Raw genomic sequence first — 11608 nt, forward strand, 5'->3', positions numbered from 1 at the left:
ACATTCAAAGGACGTGCCAGATTCGTGACACATTTATAACGTGTTGAAATAAAACAGTTTTATTGCACAGACCCAATAAAGCGGCATTTCTCATTGCGAGAGCCGCACAAATAAAGTGCAAATTTATAAATTTGCCACTTATTTAAGCATTTGCCTTTTTACGAATCAGCCCTTCCTGCGCCACCGACGCAATCAGGATACCGGATCGCGTAAACAGGCTGCCGCGGGTAAATCCGCGGGCGCCGGAGGCACTCGGGCTCTCCTGGCTGTAGAGCAGCCAGTCGTCGAGCTTGAAGGGACGATGGAACCACATGGCATGGTCGAGGCTCGCCACCTGGACGGTCGGATCCAGTACCGATGTGCCATGCGCATTCAGGGAAACATCGAGCAGCGTCATGTCGGAGAGATAGGCAAGCACGGCATTCTGATAGAGCCGGTTATCCGGCACCGGTCCCGTCACCCGAACCCAGATATTCTGCTTCTGGCTCGGCTGTGCGCGGGAAAAATAGCTCTCGATCGATACAGGCCTGATTTCGATCGCCCGTTTGCGCTCCCAGTAGCGGCGCACATTCTCCGGCGCGTGAGCAAGATAGCGCTGCTTCACCTGCTCCTCGTCCATTAGTTCCTCCGGCATCGGCACGTCGGGCATGTCGCCCTGATGATCGAAACCGGGCTCGTCGACTTGGAAGGACGCCGTCAGCGCAAAGATCGCCTTGCCATGCTGGATAGCCAGTACACGCCGCGTATTGAAGCTCGAACCGTCACGCAGGCGATCGACTTGATAGAGGATCGGCACCGAGGGATCGCCGGGCAGCATGAAATAGGCGTGCAGCGAATGCGCGAAGCGATCGCCATCCACTGTTCGCTGCGCCGCCATTAAGGCTTGGCCGATGACCTGCCCGCCGAAGACGCGCTGCCAGCCGACCTGCGGGCTATTGCCGCGAAACAGGTTCATCTCGATCGTTTCGAGATCCAATGTCGCCAGTACGGTTTCCATCGGGGTGAGCTTCTCGGTCTCTCGCGACATTTTGCTTGAACTCCCATGGTAGGAACCGTCAACAGGATGCTCTATATAGAGCAGGACGTGACAGTAAGACACAGGGAAGCGCTATGTTGGACATGCTGGTAGTGGGTGGCGGATATGTGGGTCTTGCCGCAGCGGTCGCAGTCAAGCAGGCAGCCCCCCACCTCGATGTCATGATCGTGGAAGCTGCCCCCGAATCCGCCTGGAAGAAGGATATGCGCGCATCGGCGATCATCGCCGCCGCCTCCAAGATGCTTGAAGTTCTGGGTGTCTGGAACGAGATCGCGCCGGAGGCCGAGCCGATCACCCGCATGATCGTCACCGATTCGCGCACAGGCGATCCCGTCCGCCCGGTCTTTCTCACCTTCGACGGCGAAGTGGCCGACGGCCAGCCCTTCGCCCATATGGTGCCGAACCTCACCATGGTCGGCGCGCTTCGCGGCGCCTGCGAGCGCTTGGGCATACCGATCAAGCATGGCCTCAGCGCCACCGGCTTCACAACCGAAGACAACAAGACCACCCTCACCCTATCGGATGGCAGCACGCTGGAAACGCGGCTTCTGGTCGCCTGCGATGGCGTGCGCTCGAAGCTGCGCGACATGGCCGGCATCAAGACGGTCAATTGGGATTACGGCCAGTCCGGCATCGTCGTTACCGTCGAACATGAGCGACCGCATGGCGGCTGTGCCGAGGAGCATTTTCTGCCCTCCGGCCCCTTCGCCATCCTGCCCTTGAAGAACAATCGCTCCTCGCTCGTCTGGACGGAGCGCACCCCCGACGCCGAACGACTTGTGGCTTCCGACGATCTCTTGTTCGAAGAGGAACTGGAGCGCCGCTTCGGCCATAAGCTCGGCACACTGCGCACGATCGGCGACCGCCGCGCCTTCCCGCTCGGCCTGACGCTGGCCCGCGCTTTCGTCGCGCCGCGCTTTGCGCTGGCCGGCGATGCCGCCCACGGCATTCACCCGATCTCCGGCCAGGGCCTCAATCTCGGCTTCAAGGATGTCGCGGCCCTTGCCGAAACCATCGTCGAGGCCGACCGCCTCGGCCTCGATATCGGCTCGATCAACACCCTCGAACGCTACCAGACCTGGCGCCGCTTCGACACCTTCCGCATGGGGGTGACGACCGACGTGCTGAACCGGCTGTTTTCCAACGACAACACGCCGCTGCGCATCGCCCGCGACTTCGGGCTGGGGATCGTCGACCGCCTGCCCAGCCTCAAATCCTTTTTCATCGGCCAGGCAGCGGGGACGACTGCAAGGGATAATCCGCGGCTGTTGGCTGGTGAGGCGATCTGAAGGATTTCTGGGAAAAGTGCGCGGCCGTTTTCCGTCCGGAATGCGCAAACAAGGCGATTACATACCTCAGACATCCACGCGAATTTTTGGTATGCATAAATCTCCCATTGATTGAGGAGCTTCGGAATGACCTTGCATACTCCATGCGAAGCTTTACGGTTAGGTAAGTGCCTTGAACTCCGATATGACGGATATTTCCGCGTGGTCGAAGTCCATGCTGTCGGCGTTACCGAGGACGGGCACAGCATCATGCGCGTGTGGCAAGTCCGAGGCGGCAGCAATAGCGGTGAACGTCAAGGCTGGAAGCTGATGCGGCTCGACGAAACATTCTCTACCCATGTGATTGACGAAAAATCCTCGGCGCCCCGTACCGGGTATAAACGCGGGGACAAAATCATGGCTTCCATACGATGCCAGATCTAATCTGCCACAGTCACATTCACCGCCAGAATGGATAGCCCAGTCTGATACGTGCATTCTTCACCCGATAAAAAAGCCCGCTCATTTTGCGGGCTTCCTGGTTTCCTGTTTTTCGCCTTTCAGTGGCGACGATCTGGTTATTTGCGTAGCCGCTTGTCAAAGTACTTCTGATCGTCGTCCGTCTCAAGTTCGCAGGCGGCTTCCTCCGAATTTTTGTCTTTGAGTTTTGTCGCCCAATTTTGCTTTCCTAAGGGTCGATTCCATCGTTACCTTCATAGACCAAATCGAAGCTGTTTTCGAGGATTTGTAACCAAAGTTTTCTCTTCGACTTAGGCCAATTTGTTCCAGAAGGCGGCAGACGATCGATTAGCCCTCTAATGATTGGATCAATATCAGGTGGCTCATATCCGCCTCCGTTCCCTATTCCTCTGCGTCTGCCTTCGACTTCTTGGACAGACGGAATTGGTGACGATGACGCCTCCACACCGGGTGAACTGTAAGGAGCTTCCGTGCGTGGTCTTACCAATCTATCTTTCCCGCTATCCGAAAAACCTGCGTATTGGGCCGATTTTTCGAAAGCTTGGCGTGCTCTGTCCGTTTGCTTACGCGGAACGCCCATTGTTTCCATTTCACGTTCCAGCGCCTTTGCTGGAGGAAGATTGCGCCCACGAAATCTGTCATAGATTTGCTGATACAAGGGGACACATAGGAATGCGTCCACTTTGGCCGACTGCTCCGTTTCCGCGGAGACTATGCGCTTTCCGATCTCACTTAATCGAAATGCGCTTCGTCCGTCTTTCTCTACTAAACCGAAAATCTTCGCGGCTCCGGTTTTCATCCGGAATGCCCCACTTAGAGTTTGGTTCATTTGAGCAGCCAACTCGTCTTGATCGCACGACCCGAAGCCACACCGTGCATATATCGCCCTGGCTACTTCGGTGGCACCTTCCAGCGAGATATATGGGAAATCTATGGCAGATCGCTCGCGTTTAGCACGATCTTCGGTCGCGTTTTCTTGCGCAGCTTCCGCCGCCGCTTGGAAATCAACTTTCTCGCCTGCCATACAGACACCTCGCGCCTTGTGAATGGGCGGTACAATACCGGAACATTACTCTTAGCACAAGATGATTGCATAACGAACGCGCAAACTGGGAAGGCGCGTATTGTGCGGCTTCGATTCGTTCGTTATACATATGCGTGCTGGTCCTGATTCCAGCCAACATGCACGGATGGATATGATGAAAAGACTTAAGTAGCCCCTCGCGCTCTGGCCATTGGCGTTAGAGGGGAGACTAAAAGGAAAAGCCGCCAATCCCGACTGCAACGGGACGGCGGCCTAGATGACCAAACACCGATAGGGGTGGTATACCCCGGCGATATTTGACGCTTCCAACTCTTAGAATCGCATGTATGCCACTTCCTTTCAAGGCCCTTCGCTTAGAAAGGAGGAGACGATATGGTTTGGGTTAATCCTTACCACCGTATCCGCTTCGGCAAGCTCGAATTTGTCTGCGGACATTTTCGTAGCCGTTAATTGGGCTTAGGCGGCTCAGGCCGCTCGCCTCTATCTTCAACAACTTGCCGGGAGGTTATTTGTCTCCCGGCTTTTTCTTTGGATAGTCACCCTTGCGCTGCAAGCAAAGGCCAAAAGAACCGACCTCAATCCTCGATACGTCTTGCCTCCGAAATCAGCATGATCGGAATGCCGTCGCGGATCGGATAGGCGAGACGCGCCTTTTCCGAGATCAGCTCGTTCTTTTCCCGGTCGTAGCTCAGCCGCCCCTTGGTCAGCGGGCAGACGAGAAGATCGAGCAGTTTTGGGTCGACCTTGCTGACGGTGACATCCATCTGAAACTCCTACTGCAGCAGGGAATCGGTGTCGCCGGAGCCGGCGAGCACGATTTTGACGATGGCGATGAAGGTTTCTGCCCGGGTCTTCAGGTCAGGCGCCTCGAGAAGGGCCTGTTTCTCAGCCGGATCGAAGGGCGCCATGATCGATAGCGAATTGACCAGCATCATGTTGTCGGCCCGCTCGACGCTTTCCCAATCTGCCTCCAGCCTGTTGGCCTCCAGATAGGCACGGAAAGCCGAAAGCAGTGCCGGGCGATCGACCGTGCCTTCCTCGTGATGGGATTTCAGGTCCGAGATGAAGGGGGTGATGCGGAATGTGCGATAGGGCTGGTGGGCAGTGATTTCATCCATCAGCCGGAAACGGCATATGCCCGTCAGCGCAGCGATATAACGCCCATCGCCGGTCTCCGAGAGGGAGGTGATGCGTCCGAGGCAGCCGACATGCGCCAGATTGGACGAATCCGGCGGCTCTCCCAGCGCCGGCTGGATCATGCCGATCAAACGATTTCCGGCGATGGCTGCATCGAACATGGCGAGATAGCGAGGCTCGAAGACATTGAGCGGCAGTTGCGCCCCGGGCAGCAGCAGCGCGCCGGATAAGGGAAAGACGACCACCGATTCGGGCAGATCGCCCGGCTTCAGATATCTCGCATTGCCGACTTGCATCTTTTCCATCCCGCTAGATCGACCCGACGCGCTGCGCGCCGCAGTGAGCCGCGCAGGAACGACACACATTCGCGGTCATCGCCCCTTTTTGCGCCGCGTCACCGACAATGTGAGCCCGTCTGCCGAAAACACAAGAGTATTTTCGATGAAAACGCCGATGGGAGCCGTTTGCCGGATACATAGGACGGCCGTCTAACAAGCGATCGCCCGGAAGGTTCCGCGTGATCGCCATGCTCGTAGGACAACTGACCCGTTACGAAAACAGAATAGAGGAAAGCTTGCGCCGCGCCGCGATCGTGGCGGGATCCTTGGCACCCCATACCTCGAAGAACTCCAGCAGCTGGCGGCGCGCGCCGTCATCGTCGTAGCTGCGATCCTTGCGCATGACGGTCAGAAGATGATCGGCCGCCTCTTCCCGCTTGCCTTCGACATTGCGGATCTTGGCGAGCTTGATGCGCTGCTCGTGATTGTCGGGATTGGATGCCAGTTCCCGTTCGATCGCCACAGGATCGCCGAGCTTGCGGGCTTCGTCGATCTGGTCGAGCTTCTTGACCACGGCCTGGATACCGGCATCGTTGGCGAGCGTCTCCGGCAGATCGGCCAGCGCCTCGCGGGCGCGCTGGCTCTGGCCGGCGGCGATCATGCATTCGGCCATGCCGGCGAGCGCCTTGGCATTTTCCGGGTCCGCCTGCAGCACCGCGCCAAAAAGCTCGGCCGCGCCATTGACGTCGCCGGCGGCAAGCAGGCCGCTTGCCTCTTCCAGAACGGCAGCAATCTCGGCTGCCGGATCGTCGCCGCCAGCGGGACCGCCGAGGCGATCGATGAACTGGCGAACCTGGCTTTCCGGCACCGCACCCATGAAGCCATCGGCCGGGCGGCCGTTAACGAAGGCGATCACGGCCGGGATCGACTGGATGCCGAGCTGGCCGGCGATCGAGGGATGATCGTCGATATTCATCTTGACCAGCTTGACGCGGCCCTTCGCCTCGGTGACGACCTTTTCGAGCACCGGCGTCAGCTGCTTGCACGGGCCGCACCAGGGCGCCCAGAAATCGACCAGCACCGGCTGGTTGCGCGATTCCTCGATAACGTCCTTGGCGAAGGTCGCTGTCGTCGTATCCTTGATCGGCGAAGCGCCGCCAGCGGCTGGCGTGGCGCCGAAGGATGCCGAGGCCGACATCTGCCCGCCGAAGGAAGCGTTATAGGGATTGTTCGAACCGCTCATGAGTGTCTCCCGCCTGCCGGCATCCTTGATTTTGTGAGAAGCATGATCTCCAGACGAGACGACGAGGTTCGCCTGCCAGCACGCTTCATGAAGTGGCCAAAGCGACCGGACAATCCGAAGAGAAGCCGACCGCTATAATCTTAGCGTTAAAATCGTACGTTAGCTCGTCACTTTCAAGACTAGCGGCGTATGACCCGTCGCCTCCATAAAGCGCAGGAGATCACCGCTGGCAATCGAGGTGGTCGCATCGTTCGACAGGGGATGGCAATTGACGATGTCATGCGCCATCAGCTCGGAATCGAGAACGAAGGTGACATTGTTGGCGATGTCGTTGATCGCGCCGAAGGCCGTGACGGAGCCCGGGATGACGCCAAGATATTCCATCAGCTTTTCCGGCTTGCCGAAGGACACCTTGCTGGCCGCACCGATCAGCGTGTGCACGGTCTTCAGGTCGACCGTCGCGTTTTCCTCGACGGTCAGCAGGAAGAAATTATCCTTCTTGTCCTTCACGAAGAGGTTTTTCGTATGGCCGCCCGGAATTTCGTCACGCAGCGATACCGATTCGGCGACGGTGAAGACCGGAGCATGATCCTTGGTCGTATGGCTGATACCGAGCCCATCCAGGAATCGGAAAAGATCGTCGCGGGTTTTCGGGCTGGTCTCTGTCATGACGTCTCGCAATCAAAAATGGTTCGCCCCTGATACGTCGCCCACAATTTCATTGCAATCTTCGAGACGACAAAGCCCGGCGTTTCCGGGCTTTCCAATGGTTGGCGAAAAGAAGATGCAATTTTTCTTCGCGAACTCGTCATTTCCCTGTTGCATTTGAAAAATGGTTAGGCCATATAGCGCCCGTCGCCGCAAGACGACGCCCAGCGGTCCAACACACTACCCCGGATCGCGACGGGAATGAGCGGGTGTAGCTCAGGGGTAGAGCACAACCTTGCCAAGGTTGGGGTCGAGGGTTCGAATCCCTTCGCCCGCTCCAGTTTTCCAAGATCTTTCTCGAAGAGAAGAAGTCACGGCTCAGGCCGAGGCTGGCATTTTGCCGAAAAGGCAAGTTTGCGTATTCCTGTTTCCTTCCCTTGCATCTATGCCTTGCCCGCGCGCCCAGGGTCTCAAATCAGTCTCATTTAACGTTCAGGTCTGAGCATCGGATGGGCTTATGGAACTTGGTATTGCACGCATGAAAAGAAAAACCTCCCTGCTGATGGCGATGCTTTTGCTTCTGCCCGTTCCCGCATTTGCCCATCCGCATATCTTCATCGATGCCAAATTCGAGGTCGTCTCGGCGCCCGATGGCTCGATCAGCGAGCTGCGCAATGTCTGGAGCTTCGACGAAGTGTTCACCTCTTCCGTCCTTATGGATTACGGCAAGAGCGGCGACCAAGCTTTGAGCGCAACCGAGCTCAAGGCGGTGGGAAAGACGGTTCGGGATTCGCTGGCGCAGTATGATTACTACACGAACGTCACCAGCAACGGCAAAACAGTGCCGATGGCCAAGCCGGATGCGATCCAGGCGGACTACAAGGATGGTTCGCTGACGCTGACCTTTTCGCTGAAGCCGGAGCAGAAGACCTTTCTCAAGGGAACCACCATCTTCGGGATCTACGACAAGACGCTCTATACGGCGGTCGATTTCGCCACCGACAACGATTTGAGCACATCGGGACCGGCCTTCGGCCGCTGCAAGCGCAAGGTCATCAGACCCAACCCCAAGGAAGTCATGGCGGAAAACCAGGCCGCGCTGACAAGCATGTTCTTCAGCGATCCCAAGGGCACGGACTACTCGCTGCTGGTGGCGACGCGGCTCGAAGTCCAGTGCTGATCCTGCCAAGGACACCTTCCCTCACTCGAAAGGCGGACCGTCGTCTTCGGCAGGCCTCTTGCCGCTTGCAGCAGGCGATATATAGCGGCGGGCGATGATCCAGCAGGCGAGCGCCCAGCTCGCACCGGCACACCAGCCGCCGAGGACGTCGGTCGGGTAATGCACGCCGAGATAGATCCGGCTCGCGCCGATCATCAACGTCAGCAGAATACCGGCCGCGACGATGAAGACCCGGGTCGAGCGATAGGTTCGCGTGCCTGAGATCAGCGCGGCAAGGGTCAGATAGGTCACGGCGGACACCATCGCATGGCCGCTCGGAAAGCTTAGATCGTGAACCTCGACCAAATGCGGTACGATATCCGGCCGCGGCCGCGCGACACCAACCTTCAAGGCTGCGCTCAGCGCCCATCCGCCCAGCACAGAAACGAGGATAAAGATGGCGATGGCGCGCTGCCGGTCGAGCAACAGATAGATCGTCACCAGCGCCGTCATCAGCGCAAGCACAGTCGTTCCGCCGAGGCTTGTTATGTCCTTGACCGCATGGGTCAGCCAACCCGGACCGATCGGCACAGAGAGATCGCCGGGCTGACGAAGCGCCAGCAGGATCGCCTCGTCGAATCCCTTCGTGCTGCCTTCGAGCACCTCTCCTGTGAGATAGATGAAAAGAAGAATTCCGCCCGAAAGTGCGGCGAACATTACAAGCAGCAAGGGCTCATAGCGGTTCAACCATCCAGGAATACCCGATGTGCCTAACGGCCGATCCTTCATACGCTAAAACCCGCCTTGCCTGCTCTCATATCGTTTCGTCCACGAACAAAGCCCGGACAAACCCTATCTAGGAATAAAATGCGCGGGTTCCAATCAATCAAAGCCGCGATGCTATGTTCGGTGCCGCAGGCGCTTCAGGTTCGTGAAATAAACTGTCTCTATCTTGACGCGAATTTGCTGCAGCCGGCGCAGGGAGGATGTGGTCGGCGTCGTTTCCTGCTCAAGGATCACGATAAAGGATACCGTCAATGAACCAGACCAGCATCGCCTCCACGAGCCGTGCAAAAGGCAATTCGGCAACAGGTTAGACGACGTGTTTGCTTTCGAACTTTCCGCTATTTTCCAGGCCGCGAGCTGTGCTAGTAGTGCTGCAGGGGCGATCAGGCATCAGGTGTTTTCAGAGTGTTAAATGTTGGGACATCTTTCTCCGCCCGGCTGTCTGCGCTGGCCGGAACGGGGCTGCTGGCAGCGTCTATTGTCGGCATGTTTCCCGCCTCATCCAGGGCGGACGATGCAGCCAAATCCTCATCCGATACCTGGGTCGTGACGCTTGGCGCGACCGTGGAATATGGCCCGAGCTATGAGGGATCGAAGCATTATACCTTCGGTGCCCTGCCGTCCTTCGATATTCACCGTTTGGGTGAGGCGCAGGAATACAGTGCCCCGGACGACAATTTCGATTACCAGCTCTTCGATCTCGGAGGCCTCGAAATCGGCCCTGTGGTCGGCTTGAGAGACGATCGCTTCGATCTCAATGATTTGCATCTGCAAAGCCAGCGCAAGGTGCGCTGGAATTTCGATGCGGGCGGCTTCGCCCAATATTGGCTCATGGATAATCGGCTCCGCTTCCGCACGGAGATCCGCCAGTCGCTTTGGGGCGGCGATGGACTGGTCGGCGATTTCGCCCTCGATTGGTTCCAGCCGCTCGGAGACAAATGGCTATTGTCCGCCGGCCCTCGCCTGTCGATGGCAAATTCGGTCTATATGCGCACCAACTTCGGCATCTCGGAAAGTGAAGCCGCGAGGCATGGCCATATCAATGCCTTCGATGCCGGTGCCGGCGTGAAATCGGTCGGCTTCACCGTGGCTGCGACCTATACGATCTCGCCGGAATGGAGCGTACAGGTTTACGGAAAATATAACCGTCTGGTGGGCGATGCGGCCGACAGCCCGATCACCTCGCGCTTCGGCTCACCCGACCAGAACATCATCGGCTTTACGCTCAATAGAACCTTCAACGTCAAGTTTTGAAGCGCTGCGCGCTTCATTCTCGGCGATATAATTGCGCGTCAGCGGAATGATGTCATTTCGCTTGGCAATCTGGATCTGGAAGACGACGAGATCCTCGTAGCGGAAGGCGGCCTCCGCCGTCGAAAGATAATATTCCCACATGCGGCAGAAGCGCTCGTCGTAGAGCTTGGCGGCGTCGTCCCAACGTGCCATGAAACGCTCCCGCCACGCCTCCAGCGTCTTGGCATAATGCAGCCGCAACACCTCGACATCGGTGACGGCAAGCCCCGCCGCCTCGATCTCCGGCACGATCTCCGACAGAGCCGGAATATAACCGCCTGGAAAGATGTATTTGTCGAGCCACGGCGTCGTGAAGCCCGGGGTTGCCGAACAGCCGATAGTGTGCAGCACCATGATGCCGTCATCCTCCAGCAGCTCAGCACACTTACGGAAGAAGGTGCGATAGGACGCAAGCCCGACATGCTCGAACATGCCGACGGAAACGATCCTGTCGAAGCGGCCGGTCAGGCTGCGATAGTCCCTCAGCGCAAATTGCACCTCAGCCGGCGTTCCCCTGGCCCTGTCGGCAACCCGCTTGGAGGCATAGTCGTGCTGCTCCTCTGAGAGGGTCACGCCAAGCACGTAACCGCCCGGCGCATGTTCGGCCATATGCAGCGCGAGGCCGCCCCAGCCGCAGCCGATATCGAGGATGCTGTTGTTCGGCTCGATCAAAAGCTTGGCGGCGAGATGCCGCTTCTTGGCGATCTGCGCGTCATCAAGCGATTGGTCGGCATGCTCGAAATAGGCGCAGGAATATTGCCGGTCCTGATCGAGGAAGAGCTCGTAGAGCCGGCCGTCGAGATCGTAATGATGGGCGACATTGGCTTTCGAGCGCCCGGGCAGGTTACGATGGCGGAAGATCCTGAGCTTGGTCCGGATATGATCGATGATGCGGGCAATAAGAGGGTGGGTGCTGTTCTGCCCCTCACGCAGCATCATCGCCACGAAATCGTAAAGCGTGCCGCATTCGACGATAAAGCGACCATCCATATAGAGTTCGCCCAGCCGCTTATCGGCGTCGATGAGGAGCGCCCATTCAGCACGGTCATCGGTGAAACGGACATGGACCGGCGCGCCCGTGCCGTCGCCGAAGGTCAGCACTCGGCCGCTTGCCGTGGTCACGGTCAGCGCGCCCCGCGTGACAATGGAGGAAAGTCCGCGTTTCAGGCACCAGTCGACAAGGCTGGAGAAAATGGCGGGGGTTTTGCCCTTGGGGCGGTTGTCAGCTTGCATGT

Annotated in this window: 12 protein-coding genes and 1 tRNA gene; 5 read left to right on the forward strand and 8 right to left on the reverse strand. The window is 58.0% G+C overall.

Going from position 1 to position 11608, the window contains the following annotated elements:
* Positions 1 to 142: 142 nt before the first annotated feature.
* Entirely contained in the window at positions 143 to 1027 is an 885-nt protein-coding gene (tesB, locus tag AC13QY_RS19710) for an acyl-CoA thioesterase II (RefSeq protein WP_488493821.1), read from the reverse strand.
* An 83-nt stretch (positions 1028 to 1110) separates the two neighbouring features.
* Between tesB and AC13QY_RS19715 the strand changes: the two genes are divergently transcribed.
* Both AC13QY_RS19715 and AC13QY_RS19720 read left to right on the forward strand, forming a co-directional pair.
* Positions 1111 to 2325 (forward strand): ubiquinone biosynthesis hydroxylase, encoded by a 1215-nt coding sequence (locus AC13QY_RS19715; protein ID WP_488493822.1) that lies wholly within the window; start codon positions 1111 to 1113, stop codon positions 2323 to 2325.
* Between the two features lie 126 nt (positions 2326 to 2451).
* Positions 2452 to 2748 carry a hypothetical protein gene (locus tag AC13QY_RS19720; protein ID WP_488493823.1) on the forward strand — a complete coding sequence of 99 codons (297 nt, stop codon included), beginning with the start codon at positions 2452 to 2454 and terminating at the stop codon, positions 2746 to 2748.
* A 244-nt stretch (positions 2749 to 2992) separates the two neighbouring features.
* Here AC13QY_RS19720 and AC13QY_RS19725 read toward each other — a convergent pair whose 3' ends face one another.
* The 5 genes from AC13QY_RS19725 to AC13QY_RS19745 all read right to left on the reverse strand — a co-directional run bounded on the left by AC13QY_RS19725 (position 2993) and on the right by AC13QY_RS19745 (position 7156).
* Positions 2993 to 3808, reverse strand: a complete 816-nt coding sequence (locus AC13QY_RS19725; RefSeq protein WP_488493824.1) for a hypothetical protein — start codon at positions 3806 to 3808, stop codon at positions 2993 to 2995.
* Between the two features lie 596 nt (positions 3809 to 4404).
* The gene (locus AC13QY_RS19730; protein WP_037154712.1) at positions 4405 to 4593 is read right to left on the reverse strand and encodes a Trm112 family protein; all 189 of its coding nucleotides are present in this window, start codon (positions 4591 to 4593) and stop codon (positions 4405 to 4407) included.
* A gap of 9 nt (positions 4594 to 4602) precedes the next feature.
* The gene (locus AC13QY_RS19735; protein WP_488493906.1) at positions 4603 to 5262 is read right to left on the reverse strand and encodes an LON peptidase substrate-binding domain-containing protein; all 660 of its coding nucleotides are present in this window, start codon (positions 5260 to 5262) and stop codon (positions 4603 to 4605) included.
* Positions 5263 to 5515: 253 nt separating this feature from the next.
* The gene (trxA, locus tag AC13QY_RS19740) at positions 5516 to 6487 is read right to left on the reverse strand and encodes a thioredoxin (RefSeq protein ID WP_113420384.1); all 972 of its coding nucleotides are present in this window, start codon (positions 6485 to 6487) and stop codon (positions 5516 to 5518) included.
* 159 nt (positions 6488 to 6646) lie between these two features.
* Positions 6647 to 7156, reverse strand: a complete 510-nt coding sequence (locus AC13QY_RS19745) for a prolyl-tRNA synthetase associated domain-containing protein (RefSeq protein WP_488493825.1) — start codon at positions 7154 to 7156, stop codon at positions 6647 to 6649.
* A 244-nt stretch (positions 7157 to 7400) separates the two neighbouring features.
* Here AC13QY_RS19745 and AC13QY_RS19750 point away from each other — a divergent pair.
* Both AC13QY_RS19750 and AC13QY_RS19755 read left to right on the forward strand, forming a co-directional pair.
* Positions 7401 to 7475 (forward strand) — tRNA-Gly (locus tag AC13QY_RS19750).
* A gap of 198 nt (positions 7476 to 7673) precedes the next feature.
* Positions 7674 to 8315, forward strand: a complete 642-nt coding sequence (locus tag AC13QY_RS19755; RefSeq protein ID WP_488493826.1) for a DUF1007 family protein — start codon at positions 7674 to 7676, stop codon at positions 8313 to 8315.
* 21 nt (positions 8316 to 8336) lie between these two features.
* Here the strand turns inward: AC13QY_RS19755 and AC13QY_RS19760 are convergent, their stop codons facing one another.
* On the reverse strand, positions 8337 to 9083 hold the full coding sequence (locus AC13QY_RS19760; protein ID WP_488493827.1) for a phosphatase PAP2 family protein: 747 nt from the start codon (positions 9081 to 9083) through the stop codon (positions 8337 to 8339).
* A 402-nt stretch (positions 9084 to 9485) separates the two neighbouring features.
* Between AC13QY_RS19760 and AC13QY_RS19765 the strand changes: the two genes are divergently transcribed.
* Positions 9486 to 10334 carry a MipA/OmpV family protein gene (locus AC13QY_RS19765; protein ID WP_113352939.1) on the forward strand — a complete coding sequence of 283 codons (849 nt, stop codon included), beginning with the start codon at positions 9486 to 9488 and terminating at the stop codon, positions 10332 to 10334.
* On the opposite strand, the gene AC13QY_RS19770 is transcribed toward AC13QY_RS19765, so the two are convergent.
* Positions 10275 to 11606, reverse strand: coding sequence for a class I SAM-dependent methyltransferase (locus tag AC13QY_RS19770; protein WP_488493907.1), 1332 nt, complete (start codon positions 11604 to 11606; stop codon positions 10275 to 10277). The two genes, AC13QY_RS19765 and AC13QY_RS19770, sit on opposite strands and share 60 nt — an antisense overlap.
* Between the last annotated feature and the right edge of the window lie 2 nt (positions 11607 to 11608).

Source organism: Martinezella sp. CNPSo 3795 (assembly GCF_057784475.1).

Coding starts and splice junctions, on each gene's coding strand:
- tesB (WP_488493821.1), bottom strand. CDS start 1,027: ATGTCGCGAGAGACCGAGAAGCTCACCCCGATGGAAACCGTACTGGCG.
- AC13QY_RS19715 (WP_488493822.1), top strand. CDS start 1,111: ATGTTGGACATGCTGGTAGTGGGTGGCGGATATGTGGGTCTTGCCGCA.
- AC13QY_RS19720 (WP_488493823.1), top strand. CDS start 2,452: ATGACCTTGCATACTCCATGCGAAGCTTTACGGTTAGGTAAGTGCCTT.
- AC13QY_RS19725 (WP_488493824.1), bottom strand. CDS start 3,808: ATGGCAGGCGAGAAAGTTGATTTCCAAGCGGCGGCGGAAGCTGCGCAA.
- AC13QY_RS19730 (WP_037154712.1), bottom strand. CDS start 4,593: ATGGATGTCACCGTCAGCAAGGTCGACCCAAAACTGCTCGATCTTCTC.
- AC13QY_RS19735 (WP_488493906.1), bottom strand. CDS start 5,262: ATGCAAGTCGGCAATGCGAGATATCTGAAGCCGGGCGATCTGCCCGAA.
- trxA (WP_113420384.1), bottom strand. CDS start 6,487: ATGAGCGGTTCGAACAATCCCTATAACGCTTCCTTCGGCGGGCAGATG.
- AC13QY_RS19745 (WP_488493825.1), bottom strand. CDS start 7,156: ATGACAGAGACCAGCCCGAAAACCCGCGACGATCTTTTCCGATTCCTG.
- AC13QY_RS19755 (WP_488493826.1), top strand. CDS start 7,674: ATGAAAAGAAAAACCTCCCTGCTGATGGCGATGCTTTTGCTTCTGCCC.
- AC13QY_RS19760 (WP_488493827.1), bottom strand. CDS start 9,083: ATGAAGGATCGGCCGTTAGGCACATCGGGTATTCCTGGATGGTTGAAC.
- AC13QY_RS19770 (WP_488493907.1), bottom strand. CDS start 11,606: ATGCAAGCTGACAACCGCCCCAAGGGCAAAACCCCCGCCATTTTCTCC.